This is a genomic window from Duganella hordei, assembly GCF_040369125.1.
In the GTDB taxonomy this organism is placed as follows: Bacteria; Pseudomonadota; Gammaproteobacteria; order Burkholderiales; family Burkholderiaceae_D; genus Rugamonas; species Rugamonas hordei.
In genome coordinates this window covers 151,119-176,133 of record NZ_BPWI01000009.1, presented here as the reverse complement: position 1 = coordinate 176,133, position 25,015 = coordinate 151,119, and the positions used below count along the sequence as shown (strand labels likewise).

The 25,015-nt window shown below is 68.1% G+C and carries 23 protein-coding genes and 1 riboswitch; of the genes, 13 read left to right on the top strand and 10 right to left on the bottom strand.

Going from position 1 to position 25,015, the window contains the following annotated elements; all coding sequences use genetic code 11:
• The first annotated feature begins 2 nt into the window (after positions 1-2).
• Together ABWW33_RS20950 and ABWW33_RS20945 are read left to right on the top strand one after the other, a co-directional pair.
• Positions 3-530 (top strand): flavodoxin family protein, encoded by a 528-nt coding sequence (locus tag ABWW33_RS20950; RefSeq protein ID WP_353403574.1) that lies wholly within the window; start codon positions 3-5, stop codon positions 528-530.
• 14 nt (positions 531-544) lie between these two features.
• Entirely contained in the window at positions 545-1,021 is a 477-nt protein-coding gene (locus ABWW33_RS20945; RefSeq protein ID WP_353403573.1) for a pyridoxamine 5'-phosphate oxidase family protein, read from the top strand.
• Here the strand turns inward: ABWW33_RS20945 and lhpI are convergent.
• From lhpI to ABWW33_RS20930, 3 genes are read right to left on the bottom strand one after another with little or no spacing between them, the layout of a single operon-like run.
• Complete coding sequence (lhpI, locus tag ABWW33_RS20940) at positions 1,018-1,968, bottom strand: bifunctional Delta(1)-pyrroline-2-carboxylate/Delta(1)-piperideine-2-carboxylate reductase (RefSeq protein WP_353403571.1); 951 nt, start codon at positions 1,966-1,968, stop codon at positions 1,018-1,020. The genes ABWW33_RS20945 and lhpI overlap by 4 nt on opposite strands.
• Positions 1,955-3,361 carry a nitrilase-related carbon-nitrogen hydrolase gene (locus ABWW33_RS20935; RefSeq protein WP_353403570.1) on the bottom strand — a complete coding sequence of 469 codons (1,407 nt, stop codon included), beginning with the start codon at positions 3,359-3,361 and terminating at the stop codon, positions 1,955-1,957. Before ABWW33_RS20935 ends, lhpI begins: the two co-directional genes overlap by 14 nt.
• Positions 3,345-3,926, bottom strand: a complete 582-nt coding sequence (locus ABWW33_RS20930; protein ID WP_353403569.1) for a TetR/AcrR family transcriptional regulator — start codon at positions 3,924-3,926, stop codon at positions 3,345-3,347. The genes ABWW33_RS20935 and ABWW33_RS20930 overlap by 17 nt, the downstream gene beginning before the upstream one ends.
• A gap of 94 nt (positions 3,927-4,020) precedes the next feature.
• Between ABWW33_RS20930 and ABWW33_RS20925 the strand changes: the two genes are divergently transcribed.
• Entirely contained in the window at positions 4,021-5,121 is a 1,101-nt protein-coding gene (locus ABWW33_RS20925) for an acyl-CoA dehydrogenase family protein (protein WP_353403568.1), read from the top strand.
• Positions 5,122-5,134: 13 nt separating this feature from the next.
• On the opposite strand, the gene ABWW33_RS20920 is transcribed toward ABWW33_RS20925, so the two are convergent.
• Positions 5,135-6,889 (bottom strand): PHA/PHB synthase family protein, encoded by a 1,755-nt coding sequence (locus tag ABWW33_RS20920; protein WP_353403566.1) that lies wholly within the window; start codon positions 6,887-6,889, stop codon positions 5,135-5,137.
• Positions 6,890-7,176: 287 nt separating this feature from the next.
• Positions 7,177-7,289, top strand: a riboswitch (guanidine-I (ykkC/yxkD leader).
• Positions 7,290-7,351: 62 nt separating this feature from the next.
• Here ABWW33_RS20920 and ABWW33_RS20915 point away from each other — a divergent pair.
• Genes ABWW33_RS20915 through ABWW33_RS20875 form a run of 9 tightly spaced genes read left to right on the top strand, consistent with a single transcriptional unit; the run spans position 7,352 to position 18,147 of the window.
• Positions 7,352-8,350, top strand: a complete 999-nt coding sequence (locus ABWW33_RS20915) for an ABC transporter substrate-binding protein (RefSeq protein WP_353403565.1) — start codon at positions 7,352-7,354, stop codon at positions 8,348-8,350.
• Between the two features lie 8 nt (positions 8,351-8,358).
• Positions 8,359-9,213 carry an ABC transporter permease gene (locus ABWW33_RS20910; RefSeq protein ID WP_353403563.1) on the top strand — a complete coding sequence of 285 codons (855 nt, stop codon included), beginning with the start codon at positions 8,359-8,361 and terminating at the stop codon, positions 9,211-9,213.
• A 5-nt stretch (positions 9,214-9,218) separates the two neighbouring features.
• Positions 9,219-10,070, top strand: a complete 852-nt coding sequence (locus ABWW33_RS20905; RefSeq protein WP_353403562.1) for an ABC transporter ATP-binding protein — start codon at positions 9,219-9,221, stop codon at positions 10,068-10,070.
• Complete coding sequence (locus ABWW33_RS20900) at positions 10,070-10,843, top strand: urea amidolyase associated protein UAAP1 (protein WP_353403561.1); 774 nt, start codon at positions 10,070-10,072, stop codon at positions 10,841-10,843. The genes ABWW33_RS20905 and ABWW33_RS20900 overlap by 1 nt, the downstream gene beginning before the upstream one ends.
• 8 nt (positions 10,844-10,851) lie before the next feature.
• Entirely contained in the window at positions 10,852-11,499 is a 648-nt protein-coding gene (locus ABWW33_RS20895) for an urea amidolyase associated protein UAAP2 (protein ID WP_176651005.1), read from the top strand.
• Between the two features lie 16 nt (positions 11,500-11,515).
• Positions 11,516-15,175, top strand: a complete 3,660-nt coding sequence (uca, locus tag ABWW33_RS20890) for an urea carboxylase (RefSeq protein WP_353403559.1) — start codon at positions 11,516-11,518, stop codon at positions 15,173-15,175.
• 49 nt (positions 15,176-15,224) lie between these two features.
• On the top strand, positions 15,225-16,118 hold the full coding sequence (locus ABWW33_RS20885) for a TorF family putative porin (RefSeq protein ID WP_353403558.1): 894 nt from the start codon (positions 15,225-15,227) through the stop codon (positions 16,116-16,118).
• Between the two features lie 37 nt (positions 16,119-16,155).
• Entirely contained in the window at positions 16,156-17,973 is a 1,818-nt protein-coding gene (gene atzF, locus ABWW33_RS20880) for an allophanate hydrolase (protein WP_353403557.1), read from the top strand.
• Positions 17,974-18,000: 27 nt separating this feature from the next.
• Positions 18,001-18,147, top strand: a complete 147-nt coding sequence (locus ABWW33_RS20875; protein ID WP_176651009.1) for a hypothetical protein — start codon at positions 18,001-18,003, stop codon at positions 18,145-18,147.
• Here ABWW33_RS20875 and ABWW33_RS20870 read toward each other — a convergent pair.
• Genes ABWW33_RS20870 through ABWW33_RS20850 form a run of 5 tightly spaced genes read right to left on the bottom strand, consistent with a single transcriptional unit; the run spans position 18,144 to position 22,676 of the window.
• Entirely contained in the window at positions 18,144-19,754 is a 1,611-nt protein-coding gene (locus ABWW33_RS20870; protein ID WP_353403556.1) for a bifunctional aminoglycoside phosphotransferase/ATP-binding protein, read from the bottom strand. The genes ABWW33_RS20875 and ABWW33_RS20870 overlap by 4 nt on opposite strands.
• Complete coding sequence (locus ABWW33_RS20865) at positions 19,744-20,745, bottom strand: zinc-dependent alcohol dehydrogenase family protein (RefSeq protein WP_353403683.1); 1,002 nt, start codon at positions 20,743-20,745, stop codon at positions 19,744-19,746. Before ABWW33_RS20865 ends, ABWW33_RS20870 begins: the two co-directional genes overlap by 11 nt.
• Before the next feature lie 50 nt (positions 20,746-20,795).
• Positions 20,796-21,233 carry a universal stress protein gene (locus ABWW33_RS20860; protein WP_176651011.1) on the bottom strand — a complete coding sequence of 146 codons (438 nt, stop codon included), beginning with the start codon at positions 21,231-21,233 and terminating at the stop codon, positions 20,796-20,798.
• An 18-nt stretch (positions 21,234-21,251) separates the two neighbouring features.
• Positions 21,252-21,914: a BON domain-containing protein gene (locus tag ABWW33_RS20855; RefSeq protein WP_353403555.1), complete on the bottom strand. Its 663-nt coding sequence runs from the start codon at positions 21,912-21,914 to the stop codon at positions 21,252-21,254.
• A 21-nt stretch (positions 21,915-21,935) separates the two neighbouring features.
• Positions 21,936-22,676: a lipid-binding SYLF domain-containing protein gene (locus ABWW33_RS20850; RefSeq protein ID WP_353403554.1), complete on the bottom strand. Its 741-nt coding sequence runs from the start codon at positions 22,674-22,676 to the stop codon at positions 21,936-21,938.
• Between the two features lie 192 nt (positions 22,677-22,868).
• On the opposite strand from ABWW33_RS20850, the gene ABWW33_RS20845 reads away from it, so the two are divergent.
• The gene (locus ABWW33_RS20845) at positions 22,869-23,207 is read left to right on the top strand and encodes a DUF5335 domain-containing protein (protein WP_353403553.1); all 339 of its coding nucleotides are present in this window, start codon (positions 22,869-22,871) and stop codon (positions 23,205-23,207) included.
• On the opposite strand, the gene ABWW33_RS20840 is transcribed toward ABWW33_RS20845, so the two are convergent.
• Complete coding sequence (locus tag ABWW33_RS20840) at positions 23,204-25,003, bottom strand: adenosylcobalamin-dependent ribonucleoside-diphosphate reductase (protein WP_353403552.1); 1,800 nt, start codon at positions 25,001-25,003, stop codon at positions 23,204-23,206. The two genes, ABWW33_RS20845 and ABWW33_RS20840, sit on opposite strands and share 4 nt — an antisense overlap.
• Positions 25,004-25,015 lie beyond the last annotated feature (12 nt).

The following is a 25,015-nucleotide window of genomic DNA, read 5'->3' as shown; positions in this document are numbered from 1 at the left end:
CCATGAAACTTTGCCTGATCGTATACTACTCGCGCACCGGCGTCACCGCCCGGGTCGCCACCGAGCTGGCCCAGGCCTGCGGCGCGGACCTGGAGCAGATCCTCGACGTGCGCCCGCGCAGCGGCGCCGGCGGCTATGTGCGTTCGGCATGGCAAGCCTTGCGCCAATTGCCGGCAGAGATCGTGCCGCCGCAACGCCGTCCCGCCGACTACCCGTTCATCGTGCTGGGCACTCCGGTCTGGGCCGGGCACATGAGCGCGCCGATGCGCAGCTACATCCTGCAGCAGCGCGAGCACTTCCGGCGTATCGGCCTGTTCTGCACCATGGGCGGCAGCGGCGGCCACAACGTGCTGAGCGCGATGGCGGACATGTGCAACAAGCTGCCCGTGGCCAGCCTGTGCCTGCGCCAGGCCGACGTGCTGGCCGGTCGCCATGCCGAGGCCCTGGCCGATTTCGCCAACGAACTGGTGGCCGTGCGCGACAGCGAACAAGCCGCCACGGCGGCGGAATCGCTGGCCCGTCCTGTTTGAACCCGCGAGGCCCCATGCAACCACTGGACCGCACCCATCGCCAATTCGTCCTCAGCCTGCTCGGGGGCACCCACGACATGACGCTGGCCACGCTGCGCCCGGACGGCTATCCCCAGGCCACCGTGGTCAGCTACGTCCACGACGGCCTGACGCTGTATGCCGGCATCGGCCTGGACAGCCAGAAGGCGCACAACATCCGCCAGCACGACAAGGTATCGGCTACCATCACCCCGCCTTACGACGACTGGCGGCACATCCGCGGCCTGTCGCTGGCCGGCCGCGCGGAGATGGTCAGCGGCGCCGACGAGAATGCGCATGCGGCCGACCTGATGCTGTTCCGCTTCCCGCAGCTGCGCCAGTTCGTCCAGGCCGGCGCCGTCACCTGGCCCGGCGCCGTCTTCGTGCGCATCACGCCGTCGGTGATCTCGGTGCTGGACTACGAACAGGGCTTCGGCCACACCGAGCTCTATGAAGTATTGCCCGGGATTTAATCTGCTTCGGTGTTTTTCAACACCAGCTGCGCCGCGATCAGATCGCTCAGCGCCGTGCCGACCGACTTGAAGAGCGTGATCTGATCCGGGCTGTCGCGCCCGGCCGGACCGGCGCGGCACAAGTCCTTGAGCTCGCCGCGTATGGCGTCGGCACTGAACACGCCCTCCGCGATCGGGATCAGCAATTCGCCGGCTTCGCGCAGCACGTTGTCGCGGTTGTCGACATAGACCGCGCTGCCGGCCACCAGCGCGCTGTCGCACTCGCGCCGGTCGGGGCTGTGGTTGCCCAGCAGGTCGACATGGCAGCCGGGCTTGACCCATGCGCCTAACAGCAGCGGCGTGGGCGCGCCGGTGGCGCTGACGATGATGTCCGCCACGCCCACGCACTGCGCCAGATCCTGCGCGCAGACAAATTCGACAGCCGGATGGGCGGCCTGCAGCCGGGCCCGCAGCGCCAGAACTTTTACCGCATCGCGGCCCCACAGGAAGACGCGTTGCAAATCGCGCACGGCAAGGTGGGCGGCCACCAGGAACGAGGCCAGCCGGCCGGTCCCCAGCAACAGCAGGCTGGCCGAGTCAGGCCGGGAAAGAAGGCGCGCAGCCAGCGCCGACACGGCGGCGGTGCGCCAGTAGGTCACGGCGGTGCCGTCGACCAGGGCCAGCGGCACGCCATGGCTGCGGTCGAACAACAGGATCTTCGAATACAGCGAAGCGAAGCCGGCCGCCTCGTTGTCCGGAAAATAAGTGAAGGCCTTCACGCCGATCAGCGTGTCGTTCCAGGCCGGCAGCAGCGCGAAGCCGTCGTGCGACGACGCATCCTTGCCCGCCAGCTGGAACACCTGCCGCGGCGGCATGCCGAAGTTGTCCCGGAATCCCGCTTCAATGGCGTCGATCAGGCTGGGGAGATCCAGCGCCCGGTCGACCTGTTCCGCTTCAAGTATTTTCACGCTTCCTCCTTCGTGGCAGCCAGATCATCGCCAGCAGGAACAGGTCCAGCCAGGCAAACCAGTCGCCCCAGCGCGCGTACAGCGTGCGGGACTGATGCAAGGGCAAATCGGCGACCAGTTGCGCGCTGCCCTGCGCGTCGCTGGTTTCCGCGACGATGCGTCCACGGTCGTCCGATAGCGTCAGGTTGCCGCGCTTGGCCGCGCGGGCAATCGCCAGACCGTTTTCGACGCCGCGCAGGACCGCCATGCGGCTGTGCATCGTGCCGTCGACATCGAAGTCCCAGGCCGGCACCAGCAGCAGATTGGCGCCGCGCGCGGCATAGGCGCGGCCGGTGTCGTGGAAGTCCATGTCCTTGCAAATCGCCAGCCCGGTCCGCGTGCCGGCCAGCATGGCGTAGTCCGTTCCCGGCTGGTATTGGCCCTCCAGCCCCGGTATCAAATGGTGCTTGGCATAGCCGGCGGCGGCGGCCGGCGACGGCCCATACGCCAGCGCCTGATTGCGACCCTTCAGCGCGACGCCGGTGTCTATCCAGATCCGGTGGCGCGCCGCGCTGGCCGCCAGTTCGGGAATCGCGGGCTGATCGGTGCTGAACGCCGTCTCCGGCAAGACCACCGCCTGCGCGCCCTGCGCGGCAAGCTTGTCGATCACGGCGAGATAGCGCTGCAGCTGCGCCTTGCCTTCCGCCGTGGCCAGCGATGCGCGAAACGGTCCGTCCAGCGACGCCAGGCCGATGCGCATGCTGCCGCTTGCCGGCTGCTGCAGGCGCACGGCGCCGAAACCGAAGGTCGCAACGACCAACAGCGCCGCAACGCCGCCGACCAGCGCGCGTTGGCGCGGCGGCACATCCGGCAGCAGCACAACGGCCAGCGCGGATGGCGCCAGCAGCACGATAAAGGAGACGCCCCACAACCCCGTCAGACTCGCCAGTTGAAGGACGTGCAAGGCATCCACCTGGCTGTGCGCCAACGTGCCGAACACGCCGTGTGGCGAGCCCAGCGACCCAAGATAATCAAGCGCCACCCACAGCGCGGGAAAGGCCAGCAGCGCCCGCCCCGGCCGGCCCGACAGCAAAAAATAACGGTGCAACAGCAGGCTCAGCGCAAACTTGAGCGCCGCGCCAACCGCGACCAGCACGCCGATCGTCACTGGCAGGCCGATCACGCCGCACAGGTAATGCCACAGGTTGAGCCCGGCGCATGCACCGGCGCACAAGGCGGCTAGTCCGGCATATTGCCATCGCAGGCGCGGCGCGATCAGCAGCAGCGGCAACGGCGCCAGCCAGGTCAGCCACGCCTGCGGCGCCAGTCCCGTGCCCAGCCACCAAGCCGCCCCGGACAGGATGGTGGCCGCGAGCGTCCATGCCAGCAATGCGCGTTTATCGTTTGATGCCATCGAACAGTACTCCGAAGGATTGCAGGTAGAAGGCGCGGAACCGCGCCTCGTCGTAGCTGAAGCGGCCAGCCCGGTACAGGGCGATCAGGCCATGGGCCTGGGCCCACAACGTCATGGCCAGGTCCCACGGATCGCCGTCGCGCAGCAGGCCGAGGCGGATGCCTTCGGCCAGCAGGTCGGCGATCACATTCAGCGTGGGCGACTGGCGGTCACGAAAATCGTCGGGGAAGCGGCGCGCATCGTCGCGCGCGACCGAAAAGTTGTAGTCGAACAGATGCGGCTGCCGCAGCGCGTAATCGAGGTAGTTCTCCATCGAATGCAGCAGGCTGTGCATCAGGTCCGGATGCCGTGCCTGGCCCAGCCACTGCTGCGCCACCGCGGCAAAGGCCTCGTCGGAAATATGCTTCAGCAGCGCCTCGCGGTTGGCGAAATGCCGATAGATCGCCATCGGCGTAATGCCCACGGCATCGGCCACGCGCCGCATGCTGACGGCGGCCGCGCCTTCGCGCTCCAGTATCCGGCGCGCCGCTTCGACGATTTTCTGCTGGGTGTTTGGATGAGTCATGTGTACAGCGTATACACGAATAATTCCGCCGTCAACCCGTTTGTCATCTCAAAGATGAGAAAATGCCGGACTTTGCCACCGCCACAAGCTCCGCATGACATTGCCAACCTCCTCTCCCCTGGGCGCGCGCGACACGCGCCGTATTGAGCGCTACGCAGGGCTGGCCGACGCCGCCCGCTTCCTCCATCCCGTCCAGCAGGCGCTGCTGCACCGGCGCGGCTGGCTCAAGATGCTGGCGCCGCGCGCCAGCGGCGGCGCCGAGCTGCCGTTGCCGGAAGTGGTGCGCCTGGAAGAGGCGGTCGCGGCCGTGGATGGCAGCATGGGATGGGTGCTGACGCTGTGCGCCGGCGCCGGCTGGTTTGCCGGCTTCCTGGCGCCGGAACTGGCGCGCGGCATCATCGGCACGCCGCGCGCCTGCCTGGGCGGCAGCGGCGCGCCCACCGGCCATGCGGAACAGGAAGGCGACGGCTACCGCATCACCGGCCGCTGGGACTACGCCAGCGGCGCCCCGATGGCCACCCATTTCACCTTGAACGCCGTGCTGCGCGCCGGCGGCCAGCCGCTGCTGGACGAACACGGCGCGCCGCGCATCCGCGCCTTCCTGGTGCCGGCGGCGCAGGTGCAGATCGTGCCGTCATGGGGCAGCATCGGCCTGCGCGCCAGCGCTTCGCACAGTTACCGCATCGATGGGCAATGGGTGGGCAAGGAGCATGGATTCACCATCAGCCCCGCCACCGCCACGGCGGATGGGCCGCTGTACCGCTACCCGTTTTATTCGCTGGCCTTCGTCACGCTGGCGGCCAACGTGGCGGGCATGGCCAGCCATTTCATGCGGCTGGCGCGGCCCTGCATCGAGCGCCGCCGGCATGCCGTGAAAAACCTGCCGCTGCTGGAGGTGCCCGAAGTGGCCGCCCTGTTGCGCGACAAGGAGCAGGCCCACGCCGCCGCCCGCGCGCATTTCTATGATGTGCTGGACCGCAGCTGGGCATCGGTGGCGGCCGGCGTGGCGCTCGGCGCGGACGACATGCTGGCCGTGCAGGCCGGTTCGCTGGCCCTGGTGGCCGCCTCGCGCGCCGCGGTCGACGAGCTCTACCCCTACTGCGGCCTGTACGCCGCGCACCAGGACAGCGCCATCAACCGGGTCTGGCGCGACTTCCATACGGCCAGCCAGCATTCCTTGCTGCTGCCGTGCTGAGCGCGTCCCTGGCTCAGGGTTGCACCACGAAGCGCCCCGGCGCCGGCCCCAGCGTCCGGCCCAACCCCATGGCCGGCGGCGCCACACGCTGGCGGTCGGAATGGCGCGCCAGCCATTGCTGCCAATGGGGCCACCACGAGCCTTCGGTGTGCTCGGCCTGCTCCAGCCACTGCTCCGGGCTGGTGTAGCCGATCGGCGCCACGTTGGCGGGATGGCTGTAATAGCTGCGGTTGGCGTGCCCCGGCTCCGAGACGATGCCGGCGTTATGGCCGCCCGAGGCCAGCACGAAGTCGATCGGCCCGTTGCACAGCAGGTGGATCTTGTAGACCGAGCGCCATGGCGACACGTGGTCGCGCTCGGTGCCCAGCACGAACATCGGGGTGCGGATATCGGCCAGCGCCACCGGCTTGCCGGCCACCTTATAACGCCCCTCGGCCAGATCGTTGTGCAGAAACAGCCGCCGCAGATATTCGCTGTGCATGCGGAACGGCAGCCGCGTGGCGTCGGCGTTCCAGGCCATCAGGTCGTTCGGCGCGCTGCGTTCGCCCAGCAGGTATTCGCGCATCATGCGCGACCACACCAGGTCGCGCGCATGCAGCAGCTGGAACGAGGCCGCCATCTGGTCGCCGTCCAGATAGCCCTGGTCCCACATCAGCGCGTCGAGGAAGGCCAGCTCGCTGTCGTCGATAAACAGGCCCAGCTCACCGGGCTCGTGGAAGTCGGTCTGCGCCGCCAGCATGGTCAGCGACGCCAGCTTGCCCTGCGCGTCCAGGTGGCCCGCGCTGAGCGCCGCGGCGCCCATCGCCAGCAGGGTGCCGCCCAGGCAGTAGCCGGCCGCGTGCACCGGCGCGCCGCCGCACAGCAGGTCGGCCTGCTCCAGCGCGGCCAGCAGTCCGCGCCGCAGGTAGTCCTCCATGCCGAGATCGCGGTCTTCGGCGTCGGGGTTGCGCCAGGAAATCATCAATACCGTATGCCCCTGCTGCACCAGGTAGCGCACCAGCGAATTGTGCGGTGACAGATCGAGGATGTAGTACTTCATGATCCACGACGGCACGATCAGCACCGGCTCCCGGTACACCTTGGCGGTCTGCGGCGCGTACTGGATCAGTTCGATCAGATCGTTGCGGTAAACGACCTCGCCGGGCGTCAGTGCCACGTCTTGCCCGGGCACATAGGTCCGGCCAACCGGCTCCGACACCGTCGCGCCGGGCGGCGCCAGGCGCCGGCACAGATCCTTGCGCCAATTGAGGGCGCCATCGATCAGGCTGCGCCCGCCGCTGGCGACCGCCGCGCCCAGCACCTCCGGGTTGGTCCACAGGAAGTTCGATGGCGAGTACATATCGAGCAGCTGACGCGCGGTGAACGCCACCACGTCGGCGTGATGCGACGACACGCCGGCCACGCCGCAGGTGGCCTGCTTCCAGAACTCCTCGGCGTGCTTAAAGACCTGCGCGTACCCGGAAAACGGCCACTGCCGCCAGGCGGCATCGGCGAAGCGCTTGTCGGCGCCGACGTCGACCGCCTGCGCGCCGCCGGCCAGGGCGCCGCTCCAATAGGCCAACAGTTCGCTGCACTTGCCCGGGGACACCGCCAGGTGCTGCCACCAGTCGTGGAACGCCAGCGACATCGCAATCGGCGACACGCCGCCCGTCATGCGCGCCACCTGGCTCTGCAGGTACAAATCCAGCACGTTGCGGCTGCCGATCGCAGCCGTGGGCGCCGGAGCGCCAACCGGATTCGATACGGACTTCAGCAGTGTTTTTTCCACAATCCCTCCTTGATCATCGTCGGACGATTATGGTTGGCGGAGGTTCCTGACGTATTTGATCCAGGTCAAAAACGTCGGCGATCATGCTCTCAGCTACCAGCCGGGCTTCCGCGCGCCAAAATGGAACACGGGGCGCGCAAGATTTCGCACCATAACAATGCAGCATGATTGCCATTGGTGCATGGAAGCGGCCGCGACCGCCCGGCCGCCCCGCATGCCGCTGGCACAGCTCTTGCTCAATGACAGGTAGCGAGAGGTGCGGCGGAAACAGTCGAACAACACTTCTTGAGCATGGACGCTAGGGTTCCGGTCGCTATCAAGCGATGTCTGGTCCGAGAGCAGCCGGTTTCGAACAGCGCAGCTGTTGGGAACTCCACGGAGGGATAAAAGCCCGGGAGGTCATCACATGGTTTGATTTGTGATGCTCACCTCTCGTCCTTTTATTTTTTCGGGAGCCTGACCATGCATCCACGTTTCTCCTCGCGCGTCCTGCGCACCTTCGTAGCATCCCTGTTGTGCATGACGCTGGGCCTGAGCGCCGGCACCGTCCGCGCCGAGGTCAAGGTCGGCCTGTCCGACTGGCCGGGCTGGGTGGCCTGGTATGTCGCGGATCAAAAAGGCTATTTCAAGAAATACGGCGCCAAGGTCAAGCTGGTCTGGTTCGCCAACTACACCGACTCCATCGCCGCGCTGTCGGCCGGACAGCTGGACGCCAATTCGCAAACCTGGTCCGACACCATGACGCCGCTGGCCAAGGGCGTGCCGCTCAAGACCATCCTCGTCAACGACAATTCTGCCGGCAACGACGCCTTGATGGTCAGCGCAAAAATCAAGTCCTTCGCGGACTTGAAGGGCAAGTCGGTCGCGCTGGAGCAATTCAGCATCTCCCATTTCGTGCTGGCCAACGCGCTGGCCAAGAACGGCCTGGCCATCAAGGACGTGAAGATCGTCAACCTGTCAGCCGGCGACGCGGCGGCGGCCTTCATGTCGGGCAAGGTCGACGCCGCCGTGGTGTGGAACCCGTGGGTGTCGAAGATCGAATCCAGCGGCAAGGGCCGCGCCCTGTTCACCTCCCGCGACATGCCCGGCTTGGTGCCGGACCTGCTGGTGGCGCACGGCAAGGCGCTGGCCGACAAGGCCAAGCGCGCCGAACTGGTGGCGATGATCAAGGCCTGGTTCGACACCGAGCAATTCATCCGCAGCAACCAGGCCGAAGCGCTGCAGATCATGTCCAAGGTGGTCGGCATGAAGCCGGATGAATACAAGGTGTTCCTGCCCGGCACCCGCTTCTTCAACGCCGCCGACAACAGCGGCGCGCTGGACCCGGCCCAGCCGCAGTCGCTGGTCGCGGTCGGCCCGGTCATCCACAAATTCCTCAAAGATAACAAGCTGGTCGATGGCACGGTGGACTATGCCCATGGCATAGACAGCTCCCTGCTGGCCGACGCGCTGAAGAAATAAGGCGCGCCATGCGGGACTTCACCACTGGCGGCAAGGCCGCCGCTGCCGGGCGCGCCGGCGTGCCGCGCAACCGCCGCTCGCCCTGGGCGGTGCGCGGCGAGCTGCGCCGGTCCAGCGTCGTGCTGCTGGCCGCGCTCGGCTTCCTGCTGCCGTTCGTGGCCTGGACCGTGCTCTCGGCCAGCGCCTGGGTCGACCCGGTGTTCCTGCCGACGCCGCTCCAGGTGCTGCAGCGCGCCCACGAATGGCTGTTGGCCGACGACTTGCTGAGCGATGTAGGCATCAGCGTGGGGCGCGTGTTCGGCGGCTTCCTGCTGTCGGCCGCCGTCGCCATGCCGCTCGGCGTGCTGATGGGCGCCTACGCGCCCGTACGCGCCCTGCTCGAGCCGCTGACCGACTTCAGCCGCTACCTGCCGGCGGTGGCCTTCATCCCGCTGATCATGCTGTGGGTGGGCATCGACGAAAGCGCCAAGGTCACGGTGATTTTCGTCGGCACCTTCTTCCAGATGGTGCTGCTGATCGCGCAGGACATCGCGCGCGTGCCGCCGGCGTCGATAGAGGCGGCCCAGACCATGGGCGCCAGCAACGGCGAAGTGCTGCAGCACGTGCTGATCCCGGCCGCCCGCCCGGCCATGCTCGACACGCTGCGCTCGATGATGGGCCTGTCCTGGACCTACCTGGTGGTGGCCGAGCTGGTGGCCGCCAATTCCGGGCTGGGCTTTTCCATCCTGAAGGCGCAGCGCTTCCTGCAGACCGACAAGATCTTCACCGGCATCCTGCTGATCGGGCTGGTGGGATTGCTGACCGACCAGGCGTTCCGCTGGCTGCACCGGCGCGCCTTCCCCTGGCTTTACCTGCGGAGCTAAGCGATATGACCAACAAGATCAGCATCCGCCAACTGGACAAGTACTACGGCGCCGGCGCGCGCCGCACGCAAGCCTTGCAGCGGATCGACCTGGACATCGCCGCCGGCCAGTTCGTCACGCTGGTGGGCGCTTCCGGCTGCGGCAAATCGACGCTGCTGCGCACGCTGGGCGGCCTGGAGGAATACCGCGACGGCGAGATCGCATGCAACGGCCGCGCGGTGGACGGGCCGGGCCCGGACCGGGCCATGGTGTTCCAGGGCTACAGCCTGTATCCGTGGCTGACGGTGATGCAGAACATCAAATTCTGCCGCCGGCTGCACTGCCACCGCGACAACACCACCTCGACCGACGTCGAATTCGCCGCCGGCCGCGCCGACGCGCTGGTGGCGCTGATGGGCCTGTCGCACGTGGTCCACGCCTATCCGTCCGAGCTGTCCGGCGGCATGCAGCAAAGGGTGGCGATCGCCCGCGCGCTGATGGTCAAGCCGGACGTGCTGCTGATGGACGAACCCTTCGGCGCGCTCGACGCGCAGACGCGGGAAGTGATGCACGACCTGATACGCCACGTCTACCTGCTGGAGAAGACCACCGTGGTCTTCGTCACGCACGACGTCGAGGAAGCGCTGTATCTGGGCCAGCGCGTGGTGGTGATGGCGCCGCGGCCGGGCCGCATCGATTCGGTGATCGAAGTGCCGTTCGGCGCGCAGCGCGACCAGGACCTGAAGCTGAGCCCCGAGTTCATCGGCCTGAAGCGGCAGATCCTCGACCGCATCCGCGCCACGTCGGGCATGAAGACCGACCTCGAACAACTGGAAAAACTGACACGCAGCACGACACAACCCATGGAAGGCCTGTGATGACTACAACGATGGAACCCGAAGCGCTGCAACAGGCGCGCGAACTCGCCCCCGGCCTGGCCGGCAAAGACATCCTGTGGAGCGAACTGATACCCGGCGGCGGCCACTGGTCGTACCGCGTGCGGCGCGGCAGCACGCTGCGCTTCATCGATCTCGAAGGCGGCGCCAACCTGGCCTGCCTGCTGTACCGCGCCGACGAGCGGCTGGAACGACTGAACCTGCCCGACACGCTGAAGGCCCAGCACACGGCGCACCTGACCGCCGGCCATGTGCTGTACTCGGACATGGGCCGCATCCTGGCCGCCATCTCCGCCGACACGCTGGGCTGGCACGATCCACTGTGCGGCCTGTCCGACGCCGCGCTGATCCGCTCCCGATACGGCGAGCGGCGCTACCAGGAACACCGCAACGCGATGCACCGCAACGGCAAGGACAGCCTGCTGATCGAGCTGGGCAAGTGGGGCCTGGGCCGGCGCGACCTGGTGCCCAACGTGAACCTGTTTTCCAAGGTGACGGTCGACGCCGGCGGACGCTTCCAGTTCGTGCCCGGCCACTCGCGCCAGAACGACTATGTCGAGCTGCGCTTCGAGATGGACACGCTGCTCGCGCTGTCGACGGCGCCCCACCCGCTCGATCCCTCGCCCGTCTACGCGCCCGGCAAGGTCGCCATCGTCGCATGGCATTCCGGCCCGGCCGCCATCGACGACGCCTGCCGCCTGTCGTGCCCGGAGAACGGGCGCGGCTACCACAACACCGAACTCGCCTACCGCTAGGAGCATACATGGACACCCTGCTTGAAAGCTCCCTCGATCCGGCCGCCGCGCTGCTCGACCATTACCAGCCGGCCGGCGAGCCGTGGCTGCACACCATGCGGCGCGGCCAGGTCCTGCGCATCATCGACCTGGAAGGCAACCAGGCGGTCGACACGATCTTCTACAACGCCGGCGATACCGAAGAAAGCTACAGCGTCACCGACACGCTGCAGCGCCAGGGCGGCATCTACCTGAGTACCGGTTCGGTGTTGTATTCGAACCGCGGCCGGCCGATGCTGTCCATCGTCGCCGACACCTGCGGACGGCACGACACGCTGGGCGGCGCCTGCGCGGCCGAAAGCAATACGGTGCGCTATGCCGCGCAAAAGAAATTCATGCACAGCTGCCGCGACAACTACCTGCTGGCGCTGGCGCATGCGGACAACGGCATGGGCAAGCGCGACCTGGTGCCGAACGTGAATTTCTTCATGAACGTGCCGGTCACGCCGGAAGGCGGCCTGAGTTTCGAGGACGGCCTGTCGGCGCCCGGCAAATACGTCGAGCTGCGCGCCGAGATGGACGTGCTGGTGCTGGTCTCGAACTGCCCGCAATTGAACAACCCGTGCAATGCGTACAACCCGACACCGGTGCGCTTCGTCATCTGGGATTCGGAATAATTACAAGGACTACGCCATGTTTACCAAAATCCTGATCGCCAACCGGGGCGAGATCGCCTGCCGCGTGATCCGCACCGCGCGCGCGATGGGCATCAAGACCGTCGCCATCTATTCCGAGGCGGACGTGGAGTCGCTGCACGTGCGCCTGGCCGACGAAGCCATCTGCGTGGGCCCGGCGCCGGCGGCGGAAAGCTATCTGTCGCAACAGGCCGTGCTTGGCGCGGCCCTGTCCACCGGCGCCCAGGCGATCCATCCCGGCTACGGCTTCATGAGCGAGAACGCGGCCTTCGCCGAAGCCTGCGCCGCCGCCGGCGTCACCTTCATCGGCCCGACGCCGCGGCAGATGCGCGAGTTCGGTCTGAAGCACACGGCGCGCGACCTGGCGCGGCGGGCCGACGTGCCTCTGCTGCCGGGCACCGATCTGCTGCGCGACATGGAAGACGCGCTGCGGCAGGCGCAAGCCATCGGCTACCCGGTCATGCTCAAGAGCACCGCCGGCGGCGGCGGCATCGGCATGCGGCTGTGCCACGACGCGGACGAGCTGGGCGCCGCCTACGCCTCGGTCAAGCATCTGTCGGAAAACAACTTCAAGAACGGCGGCATCTATCTCGAAAAATTCGTGCGGAACGCGCGCCACGTCGAGGTACAGATTTTCGGCGACGGCCGCGGCAACGTGGTCTCGCTGGGCGAGCGCGATTGCTCGGTACAGCGCCGCAATCAAAAGGTGATCGAGGAAACGCCGGCGCCGGGCCTGACCGACGCCACCCGCCAGGCGCTGGCCGCCACCGCCGTGCGCCTGACACGTTCGCTGTCCTATCTGTCGGCCGGCACCGTCGAATACGTGCTCGACGCCGACAGCGGCGCGTTCTACTTCCTTGAAGTGAACACGCGGTTGCAGGTTGAACACGGCGTGACGGAACAGGTGTTCGGCGTCGACCTGGTGGAGTGGATGATACGCGCGGCCGGCGACGGCTTTACCCTGCCGCCGCAGGACAGCCTGCGCTCGAACGGCCATGCGATGCAGCTGCGCGTGTACGCCGAGGACCCGGCCAAGAATTTCCAGCCTTCGTCCGGCGTGCTGACGGCGGTCGAATTCGGCCCGGGACTGCGGGTCGACACATGGATAGAACGCGGCGTCACCGTCAGCCCCTACTACGATCCGCTGCTGGCCAAGCTGATCGTCAAGAGCGGACAGCGGTCGGCGTCGATCGATGCCTTGTCCGAGGCATTGGCGGTATCGCGCATTGACGGCATCGAGACCAACCTGGCCTACCTGGCCAGCATCCTGCGCTACCCCGATTTTGTGGCCGGACGCCAGACCACGCAAATGCTGGCGGCCATGCCTTACCGGCCGCGCACGGTCGACATCCTCGACGGCGGCATCCAGACCACGCTGCAGGACTATCCCGGCCGGCTGGGGCTATGGGCGGTCGGCGTGCCGCCTTCCGGGCCGATGGACGCGTACGCACACCGCTACGCCAATCACCTGCTGGGCAACGACGCCGGCGCCGCGACGCTGGAAATGACCTTGCAGGGCGCGACCCTGAGCTTCAACTGCGACACCATGGTGGCACTGGCCGGCGCCGACATGCAGGCGTTGGCCAGCGGGCCGCAAGGCAGGCGCCAACTGGCCAACTGGCATACACATATGATCCGCGCCGGCGAAACGCTGCGCTGCGGCGCCATCGCCGGCGCCGGCCTGCGCGCCTATCTGGCCATCGCCGGCGGCGTCGATGCGCCGGCCTACCTGGGCAGCCGCGCCACGTTCACGCTGGGCCAGTTCGGCGGCCATGGCGGCCGCGCGCTGCGCAGCGGCGACGTGCTGAAACTGCACGCGGCCGCGCCGCAAGCGGCGCCCGCCGATCCCGTGGCGCCGCCGGTCTACGGCCATGCCTGGGACATCGCGGTGCACTACGGCCCGCACGGCGCCCCGGACTTTTTCACCGACGACGACATCGCCATGTTCTTCGGCACCGATTGGCAGGTGCACTTCAATTCCAGCCGCACCGGCGTGCGTCTGGTCGGCCCCAAGCCGCGCTGGGCCCGCACCGACGGCGGCGAAGCCGGCCTGCATCCGTCCAACATCCACGACAACGCCTACGCGATCGGCTCTATCGACTTCACCGGCGACATGCCCGTGATCCTGGGACCGGATGGCCCCAGCCTGGGCGGCTTCGTCTGCCCGGCGGTGATCGTGTCGGCCGACCTGTGGAAGATCGGTCAGCTGAAGCCGGGCGACACGGTGCGCTTCATCCGCGTATCGCCGCAACAGGCGGCGGCCATGCGCGACACGCTGGAACGCGTGTTCGAACAAGGCGGCGACAATGGCGGCAACGGCGTCAATAGCATCAGTGGCGCGCCAACGCCGCTGCTGGCACCAGCCAACAGCGCGGCCGGAACCGAAGCCGCCGCCATCGTCGGCACCGGCGCCTACCGCAACGAGACCGCCGTCACCTACCGCCGCGCCGGCGACGACTACCTGCTGGTCGAATTCGGCGACCTGGTGCTGGACATCAACCTGCGCTTCCGCGTGCACGCGCTGATGCAGGCCATCGAGAACGCACAACTGAACGGCGTGATCGACCTGACGCCGGGCATTCGTTCGCTGCAGGTCCATTTCGACCACCGGCAACTGCCGATGGCGCGGCTGGCGGGCCTGATCGGCGAACTGATGACGGCCCTGCCCTCGGTCGACGACATCGTCGTGCCGTCACGCATCGTGCACCTGCCGCTGGCGTGGAACGACGCGCAAACGCGGCTGGCGATCCAGAAGTACCAGACCACGGTGCGGCCGGACGCGCCCTGGTGCCCCAGCAATATCGAATTCATCCAGCGCATCAACGGCCTGGCCAGCGTGCAGGAGGTGTACGACATCGTCTTCAACGCCAGCTACATGGTGCTGGGACTGGGCGACGTCTACCTGGGCGCGCCGGTTGCGACGCCGATCGATCCACGCCACCGCCTGGTCACCACCAAATACAATCCGGCCCGCACCTGGACGCCGGAAAACGCGGTCGGCATCGGCGGCGCCTACCTGTGCGTGTACGGCATGGAGGGACCTGGCGGCTACCAGTTCGTCGGCCGCACGGTGCAGATGTGGAACCGCTATCGCCAGACCGCCAGCTTCCGCGACGACAAGCCATGGCTGCTGCGCTTCTTCGACCAGATCCGCTTTTATGAAGTCAGCGAAGAGCAACTGCTGGAACACCGGCGCGATTTTCCGCTGGGGCGTTTCGACATCAAGATCGAGGACACCACGTTCTCTCTGGCCGACTACAACCGCTTCCTGGCCGAGCAGCAGGACTCGATCGCCGCGTTCAAGCGCCGCCAGCAATCCGCCTTCGACGCCGAGCGTGAACGCTGGGGGCGCAACGGCCAGGCCGATTTCGTCGGCGAGGAAGCCGCGCCCGACGCAGCCCTCGAGGAGCGGCTGCCGGCGGGCCAGCAATACCTGACGGCCGAGGTGCCGGGCAGCGTCTGGAAAATCGTCGCCCAACCGGGCGAGCGCCTGGCCGCCGGCGACACCGTCGCGATCTTCGAGTCGATGAAGATGGAAATCACGCTGCGCGCCGCCGCGCCGGGCGCGGTGCTCGAATGGCTGGTCAGTGAGGGCAAGCCGGTCAACGCCGGCCAGCGCATCGCCATCTTCCGCCAGGCTGAAGAAAACGATCAATAAGTATCGATAAAAAACCCGTTCAATGTTTTCCCACTCAAGGAGCCCAACCATGTCATTTTGCCGCCGCAGCACCCTCGCCGTCGCAGTCAGCATTGCCCTGTCCAGCACCGCCGCCATGGCCGAAGAAGCTCCCGCGCCGGTAGCGCCCAGCCTGACCGCTCACGTCGACCTGGTCAGCCGCTACGTCCTGCGCGGCATCACCTCCACCTATGGCCCGGCCGCGCCGCTGGGCAACGCCGGCGCCGATGCGCCGGAATCGGACCGCCCGGCTTTGCAATGGGGCGCCGACTGGTCGCATCCGGACGGCTGGTACCTGGGCTATTTCGGATCGACCATCAACTACTCGTACCAGCAACTGGGCGACTCGTATGCGAACCGCGCCATCAGCGACTTCCAGAAGAAGAAGTCGATCGAGAACGACCTCTATGGCGGCTACAGCGGCAAGGCCGGCGACATCGGCTACACGGCCGGCCTGACGGCCTACGTGTACCTGAACGGCAGCCACGCGAACGCGCTGGAAACCAAGCTGGGCGCCACCATCGGCGACTTCACGCTGACCGCGCAAACGCTGCTGCAGGACGTCGTCTGGGGCAACAAGGGCGATACCTATTGGGCGCTCAACTATGCCCACCCGCTGCCGTATGAGCTGACCCTGACCACCTCGCTCGGCTACTACACCTACAGCAAGCAGGGTCGCTACCTCGGCAGCACCGACACCGCCGCCGGCACCCGCTGCGCCGCCGGCGAGAGTTTCTTCACCAACGGCTGCCTGGCCGGCGGCCAGCCCAGTTCCGGCGGCTTCCGCCACCTGATCGTCGGCGTCACGCAGCCGATCGGCCAGACCGGCCTGACCTGGGGCCTGCAAGGCATCCTCGGCGGCGACAACCGCTTTGGCGTCAAGCAGAAGAACCAGCTGATCGCCACGCTCAGCTACGCCATGTAAGCGGCGCCCGGCGACATCACACACAGAAAGGACAGCCATGCCCCATTTTGATCATTCCCTGGACCTGCGTCTGGACACACTGCGCGCGCAGTACGGCGGCGGCACGCTGTGCCCGACCGAATGCATCCGGCGCGTGCTGGCCGCCATCGCCGCCGAGCGGCCGGAAATCTGGATCACGCGCGTGCCGGACGATCGCCTGCTGACCCAGGCGGCGGCGCTGGACCGGCTGCTGTCGCAGCGCGGCGCGGCGGTCTTCGACAGCATGCCGCTGTTCGGCGTGCCGTTCGCGGTCAAGGACAATATCGACGTGGCCGGCATGGCGACCACCGCCGCCTGCCCGGAGTTCGCCTATGTGCCGGCGGTCTCGGCGACCGTGGTGGGCAAATTGCTGGAGGCCGGCGCCATCCTGGTCGGCAAGACCAACCTGGATCAGTTTGCGACAGGACTGGTCGGTACCCGCTCGCCGTACGGCGTGGTGCGCAACGCGCTGCATCCGGATTACGTCTCCGGCGGTTCCAGCGCCGGCTCGGCGGTCGCGGTGGCGCTCAGCCTGGTGAGCTTCGCGCTGGGCACCGATACGGCCGGTTCTGGCCGGGTGCCGGCTGGATTGAACAACATCGTCGGCTTGAAACCGAGCCGTGGCCTGCTCAGCACGCGCGGCGTGGTGCCGGCCTGCCGTACGCTCGATTGCGTCTCGATCTTCGCCGCCACCGTCGGCGACGCCTGGACGGTAACGCAGGCGGCGGCCGGCTACGACGAAGGCGAGCCGTATTCGCGCACGCTGCCGATGGCCGGCGTCAAGCGGCGCGGCTATCGGATCACCGTGCCGGCACAGCCGGAATTCTATGGCAACCAGGCCGCGCAGCACGCCTACGAAGCCAGCCTGGAACGATTGCAGCAGCTGCCGGACTGCCACCTCGCCAGCATCGATTTCACTCCCTTCCGCGAGGCGGCCCTGCTGCTGTATCAGGGGCCATGGGTGGCGGAGCGCATGGCCGCCGTCGGCGACTTCTTTACCGACCACCGGCAGGCGATGAATCCCGTCGTTGCCGGCATCATCAGCCAGGCCGACCGGTACAGCGCGGTCGATGCCTTCAACGGCCAGTACCGCCTGGCGGCGCTGCGGCGCCAGGCCGAGCGGCAATTGCAGGGCTATGACTTCATGCTGGTGCCGACCGCGCCGACCATGCCGACCATCGCCGAGGTCGAAGCGGAGCCGGTATTGCGCAATTCGGAGCTGGGCTACTACACCAACTTCGTCAATTTCTTCGATATGGCCGCGCTGGCTATCCCAGCCGTCGGACGGGCCGACGGCCTGCCGTTCGGTGTCACCCTGATCGGCGCGGCGGGATCGGACCACATGCTGGCCGCAGCCGCCGAAGGCTTCGTACCGCTGTGGCAGCCCGCCAATGCGCCGGCCATTCCCGTTGTGGGCCAGCCCCTGCCGTTTGCCGAGGCCAGCATCCAGCTGGCGGTGGTCGGCGCCCACCTGGAAGGACAGCCGCTCAACTGGCAACTGCTGGAACGGGGCGCGCGCAAGATAGAAAGCACCCGCACCAGCGCACGCTACCGGCTGCACGCGCTGGCCGGCACCACCCCGCCCAAGCCGGGCCTGGAGCGCGTAGTCGAAGGCGGCGCGGCGATTGCGGTGGAGTTGTGGGAGCTGCCGTTGCGAAATTTCGGCGCGGTGGTGGCCGAGGTGCCGGCGCCGCTGGGCATAGGCTCGTTGGAGCTGGCTGACGGCCGCTGGGTCAAGGGATTTGTCTGCGAGCCGTATGCGCTGGCCTCCGCACGCGACATCACGCACTTCGGCGGCTGGCGCGCTTACCTGGAACATGGCATGGAAAATGCTTAGTTGTTTCGGGTCACTTGGAGAGCAGCCATGAAAAAAAATTTCAGCAAAACGACGCTGCGCGGCATGGTCGGCGGAGCCTGCCGGCTCTGCCGCGCGGTCTTGAAAATGCTGGCCAGCCGGCCTGCGGTCGTCTATCCGTCGATCGCGGCGGCCATGCAGCGCAAATCGCTTTAGGGCGCCGGCGCGCCGGACCGATTATCCAGGTCTTGCAGCCTCGCGCGTATCGCCACCGCCAATGCGGCGGCCCGCGCGGCGTCCCAGCCGCCGCCGGTATCGACCACCAGCGCATGCGCCTGCTCCTGCGCCTGCAGGGGCTCGCGCGTCTGCTGCTGATAGGCCAGCAGCCCGACGCCGGCGTCGGAGGCTTGCTCCGACTCGCCGCCGCGCGCGGACAGGCGTGCCGCCAGCGTCGCCGCAGGGGTGACGATATCGAGCAATAGCCAGCGAGCGCGGAGCCGGCGCGCCAGCCGGACCAGGCGCCGGCGCTGCCATCGCTGCAGAAACGCCGCATCCAGCAGTACCGGCTGGCCGGCCGCCGCCGCGCGACAGGCCAGCCGCAGCAGCCAGCCGTAGGTTAGACGGCTGGCTTGCCCGGTATAGATGCCGGCTCCCGGGGAGGCGGCGGCGCGCTGGCTGGCGGCCATCCCGTGCAGGCGCTTGCGCTCGACGTCCGAACGCACGCGCACGGCGGCAAGCGGCTCGACCAGACCGTCGCACAAGGTCGACTTGCCGCTGCCGGACAGCCCATGCGTCGCCAGCAGCAACGGCGGCGCCGGCAAGGTAGCTTGCAGCGCCCAGCCCAGATAGTGTTCCGCCTCGGCCATGGCTTGTCCCCTGGCCGCGCCATCGCCGCCGCGCAGCAGCGCCACCTTGGCCCGCACCAGCGCCCGCTGGCAGCGGTAATACGGCAGCAGCACCGCGCCGTCATAGTCCCCACCGCGCTGCAGATAGGCGTCCAACAGCCGCGCGGCCAGGTCGGCGCGGCCGCGGCACTGCAAATCCATGCAGACAAAGGCCAGGTCCTGCTGCACGTCGGTCCAGCGCAGGCTGGCGTTGAATTCGATGCCGTCGAACACCAACACCTGGTCCGCCAAGGTCAGGATATTGCCGCAGTGCAGATCGCCGTGGCATTCGCGCACCCAGCCGCCGGCCCGGCGCCGCGCGTAGCGGCTGGCCAGCCGGCGCTGCTGCGCGTCCAGCCAGGCCGCCAGCCGCGCCAGCGTCGCGCGCGCCGGTGAGGCCGGTGGCAGCAGCGCGTTCACTTCGGCCAGATCGGCGCCGGTGCGCTCGCAGATGGCCGTCGGCGTGCCCCACGGCGTGTCGGCCGATGCGCGCGCGGCGCCGGCATGAAAGTCGGCCAGCAGCAGGCCCAGGTCCCGCGCCTCGCCGGCATCAAGACTGCCGTGCGCCAGTCGCGCCGTCCACAGCGCCTGCTGGTCGAAGCGCAGCATCCGTACGGCGTAGTCCAGCACCGGGCCGGTGCCGCCGAACTGTGGCTGGCACGCGCTGCCGGTGACCGCCTCCACGCCAAGGTACAGGCTGGGCGCCAGCCGCCGGTTCAGCCGCAGTTCCTCCTCGCAGCAGCGGCGCCGCGCCTCGACGTCGCTGTAGTCGAGCCAGTCGAGCCGGAGCGCCTTCTTGAATTTGTAGGCGTGCGCGCCGGCCAGCAGCACCCATGAGATATGGGTTTCGATCAGCTGGCCGTCGAGCCGCCGCGCCAGCGCATGGATCAGCTGCCGCTGGCGTACGGCGGCCTGCGCCAACGGCGCGTCAGCGCCCATGGTCCGGCACCAGCACGGCCGCGCCGTCAAATGCGCCGGCCCTCAGGTCGGCCAGCGCTTCATTCGCCTGCAGCAGCGGATACGTCACCGGCGCGGTGCGCAGGTCGATCTGCGCGGCCAGCCGCATGAACGCGGCGCCGTCGGCCCGCGTCAGATTGGCCACCGAGCGCAGGCTGCGTTCGCCCCACAGCAGCGCATACGGCATGGCCGGCAAGTCGCTCATGTGGATGCCGGCGCAGACCACCGTCGCACCCTTGGCGCAGGCGGCCAGCGCCAGCGGCACCAGCCGGCCGTCGGCGGCGAACAGGATGGCCGCGTCCAGCGGCACCGGCGCCGGGCCGCTCGATGGGCCGGCCCACACCGCCCCCAGCGACCGGGCGAACTGCTGCGAGCGCGTGTCGCCGTCACGTGTGAACGCGTACACTTCGCGCCCCTGCGCCACCGCCAGCTGGGCCACGATGTGGGCGGCTGCGCCGAAGCCGTACAAGCCCAGCCGCCTGGCGGCGCCGGTCATCGCATAGGCGCGATAGCCGATCAGGCCGGCGCACAGCAGCGGCGCCGCATGCACATCGTCGTAGCGGTCCGGCAGCGGCAGGCAATAGCGGCTGTCGGCCAGCGCGTAGCCGGCATAGCCGCCGTGCCGGTCGCAACCGGTGAAGCGGGCGCGGTCGCACAGGTTTTCCCGGCCGGCGCGGCAAAACGCGCACACGCCGCAACTGTGGGCCAGCCACGGAACGCCGACCCGCTGCCCCACCTGCCACCGTCGTACGCGCCCGCCGACGGCGCTCACGACGCCGACGATCTCATGCCCGGGCACCAGCGGCAGCCGGCGCGGCGCCAGCTCGCCGTCCAGCAGGTGCAGGTCGGTACGGCAGACGCCGCAGGCCGACACCCGCAGCAGCACGTCGTGGCCGCGCGGACGCGGCACGCCGCACTCGCGCTCACGCAACCGCGCACCGGCGCTGCTGTGTTCCAGCACCATGGCCCGCATGACGGCGCCCGCCGCCGGCCCGACCCTTCCCGTCGCAGGTAGATCGGTACTCAACGAAACACCAGCACCGGCAAATGGCAGTGGGTCAGCACTTTCTGGGTTTCGCTGCCCAGCAGCAGCGCCTGCACGCCCCTGCGGCCGTGCGACGCCATCGCCACCAGGTCGCAATGATGCTGGAGCGCGGCGTCGATGATGGCTGCATACGGATGCTCATGCTCCATCGTCAGCGTGTCGCACGCCACGCCTCTCGAGCGGGCGGCGGTCGCCACCCGCTCCACGCAAGCGCGGGCCCGCTCCTGGCTATGGACCGCGTAGCCTTCCGGGGTATCGGCTAGCACCTCGGCGCGCGTGCTCAGCACGTGGAATGGCTCGGTCACGTGCAGTACCGTCAGCCGGGCGCCCGTCTCTTTGGCGAAGCTCAGGCACGGCGTCATGGCGGCGATGGACGGCGCCTCGCCGTCGGTGGGAAACAGGATATGTTTAAACATGGAAGGCCCCCGGCGCCGTCAGCGCGTCAGCGTGGCATCGATGGTGATCAGGTTGTTGACGTGGGTCACGCCGGGGGCCAGCCAGGCCGCCCGCTCGGCCGCCTCGCGCTCGGACCATGAACGCACGCTGCCATGAAGCGTCACCGTGCCGCCGCTGGCCTCGACCCGCAGCCTGGCCGCATCGACCGCGGCATTGCGGTGAAAGGCCGCAACGATCTTGCGCTCCACGTCGTGGGGCTCGACCGCCGGCCGCAGGTGTATCTGGTTGGTGACGCCGCGCACGCCGCGTATCCGGCGCACCGCCTGTTCGGCGCGCTGGCGCTGGTAGTTCCATTCCACCTCGCCCTCCAGCTTGAGCATGCCGCCGTCGGCCACCACCTGGATCGATTCGGCCGAGTGCGGCAGCTGGAATTTGAGCACGGAGGCCGCTTCGCGTGCGATGTCGGCGTCGAGCCGGCCCTCGCCGGCCAGCCGCACCTCGATATCGTTGGCCACGCCAGCCACGCCGACGACGCGCTGCGCGGCGCGTTCCGCGACGATCTTCTGGCTGTAGCTGCGGACAAAGCCACTGAGCGTGACGATTTTCTCGCGCACAGAAACGCCCACGTCGGCCGCGGCCAGATCGGCATCCCAGGCCAGCTCGTGCTCGACGTTCTTCTTGATGTCGCTATCGGTCATCATGACTTCCTCCTTGCGTCGCCGCTACTTGGTGATGGTCGAGGCCTCGCCCAGCGCCTGTTGCAGCGGCTGCGCCTGCGGATTGCTGACGGTGCCGGCGGCGATGTCCTTCGGCGACAGCGTGCGGCCGTAGTAGGCGTTGGTCAGGTTTTGATTGAAGCGGATGTCGTTCAGTCCGATCGCCACGGCGTCGCCGAACAAGCCCTTGGTGCCGCTCCAGGCGACCACATCACCGGTGCCCGCCGTGCCCTGGGCCAGCTTGGACCAGTTGACCACGGTCAGGCCGGCCTCGGCGCTGAGGGCGAAGTTGTTTTTCTTCATGAACTCGGCGACCGCCTTGTCGTTGTTGAGGACCATGGCGATCGCCCCGCCCTCGGCGCCGACCTGCAGGCCCACCGTCAGCCCGCCGAGGTCGTAGAACGCCGGTCCGCTCCAGCTGCCGTCGGTGCGCTTGAGCAGCAGCAGGCCGGCGCCGCCGTGGGCACCGACGCCGAGCGCCGCGCGCCCGTACGACGGCACGATCAGCACGCCCTTGGCCTGCTGCAGCAATTGCTTCATGCGCGGCTCGGCCTCGAGCTGGCGTACCACGGCCAGCGCGTCGCTGACGCGCCGCGTCGCGCTTTGCGCCGGCTTGGAACTGGTGTCGGCCTGGCTGGACTGGTTCGATTGATCAGCCTGGCCCGCCGCCTGCGCCACCGTTGCGCCGCAGATGGCCAATGCCACCAGACTAGCCAGTACGCTTTTCCGCTTGGTATGAATAGGCATAGCGTTCCCTCCTGGGTTAGTGTTCTTGCACACCCCTCGTGTACCGGATCATGCTAGTCCCGCCACCCACGTGACATCCTTGATCTCGGTCAAATGCGCACTGTATTGGCCCAAGGAGGGAATCCTCGGCCGCGGCGATGGTCAAAAACAGGAAGGCGGACCGTCCCGCCGCCGTACTATGGGAGACCAGCCATGACCACCACCAGCAAGCTCGAGAAAACGGCATGGAAGCCGTACTTCGATCACGTCTCCACACTTCTGGAGGGAATGAACGTCGGCATCGAAGTCGCATCGCTGCAGATCGGCAGCCAGTTTGCGGCCGAATGGCTGCCGCTGACCGGTGTCGTCTACGATCCGAAGAACGACCTCATCGCGATCATGGCGGAGGGGCTCGACCACATGATACGGCGCCCGCGCGAAGTGTTTATCGAGACCAAGGGCGTCAACCTGCTGAGCATGGAGGTGGTCGACGCCGACGGCGTCAGCCAGGTCATCCGGTTCAGGGAACCGCTGAAGCTGCCGGCGCCCTAGACGCCGGCGGGGCCGCGCCGCTGGCCGCAGCGCGTCAGCGCCGGCTCGACGGCGCCGCCGGCACGAAACACCGTGCAGCCCTTGAGGCCCAGCCGGTAGGCGTCGTTGAGCAGCGCCTCGACCTGCTCCACGCCGGCCTGCGCGGGCAGGTTGACGGTCTTGGAGATCGATTGGTCGACATGTGCCTGCAAGCGCGCCATCAGCAGCAGCTGCCGCGCCGGGTCGACGTCGGCCGCCTCGACCAGCGCGTCCGGCAGCGGGACATGCTCGCCGTGCAGCTGTCGAAACAGGCGCCAGGCATAGTCGCTGCCCTCCATGACCGCCGTGCCGCCGCCGGCGGTGCGCACCTCGCGCCGCAGTTGAAAGGCGTAGACCGGTTCGATGCCGCTGGAGATATTGTTGGCGAGCACGCTGATGCTGCCGGCCGGGGCAATCGCGGTCAGGTGGCTGTTGCGGATGCCGTCGCGCCAGATGCCCTCGATGATGTCCTGCGGCAGCGACTGGATGAAGTCCCCGCCCAGGTACTCGGCCGCGCGGTAGGCCGGAAACGCGCCGCGCTCGCGGGCCAGCGCGATCGACGCGTGGTAGGCCGCGTGGCTGACGGTGCGCATGACGGTGTCGGCGATATCGAGCGAGCTGTCCGTGCCGTAGCGCACGCCCAGCATCGCCAGCGCATCGGCCAGGCCGGTGATGCCGATGCCGATGCGGCGCGCCGCGTGCGCGGCGCTTGCCTGCGCCCTGAGCGGAAACGGCGACACCTCGTACACATTGTCCAGCATCCTGGTGGCGGTGGTAGCGGCCGCAAAGATGCCCTGCAGGTCCAGCCGCGGATGGGCGCCGAACGGCTGTTCGACGAAGCGCGTCAGGTTCAGCGAGCCCAGGTTGCAGGCGCCATGCGGCGGCAGCGGCACTTCGCCGCAGGGATTGCAGGCGCTGATGCTTTCCCTGTAGCGCAGGTTGTTCGAGCGCTGCACGCGGTCGATGAAGATCACGCCGGGGTCGCCGCAGTCAAAGGCGGCCTCGGCGATGCGGCGCCACAGCGCGCGGGCGCCGACGGTGGCGGCCACCAGGCAGGGCTCGGGCGCCACGCCGCCCGACCACAGCCGTTCGCACACCACGCCGCCGTCCGGCACCGGGTGCCCGGCCAGAGGGAACACCAGCGGCCACGGCGCATCCTCATCCACCGCCTGCATGAACGCGTCGCTCACCAGCACCGACAGGTTGAAATGGCGCAGCGTCCCGCCCTGCCGCTTGGCGTCGATGAAGCGTTCGATATCGGGGTGATCGCAGCGCAGCGTCGCCATCATGGCGCCGTCGCGCTCGTGGGTCGACAGCAGCGTGGCGCAGGCGCTCTCCCACAGCTGCATGAACGACACCGGCCCGGAGGCGATATGGCCGCTCTGGATCGCCCGCGCGCCGGCCGGCCGCAGCGGGGAGAAATCGCAGCCGATGCCGCCGCCGGCCTGCAGCGTCACCATCGATTCCCCCAGCGCCGAAAAGATGCCGTCCAGCGCGTCGTGCAGCGTGCCGGTGACGAAGCAGTTGAACAGCGTGCGGCGGCGCGCGCTGCCGGCGCCGGCCAGGATGCGGCCGCCCGGCAGGAAACGGAAGTCGGCCAGCAATTGCATATAGCGTTCGCGCCACTGGTCGCGGTGATGGGCATCGGGCTGCGACAGCGCCAGCGCCACCCGCTCCCAGCTGGCGGCGATGTCCGCCTCGCCGGCGTCGCCGCCGGCCCGGTACCTGGTATGCCAGACATGGGCCGACAAGGGTTCCGACAATCGATCGTTTGGCATGATCACCTCCGT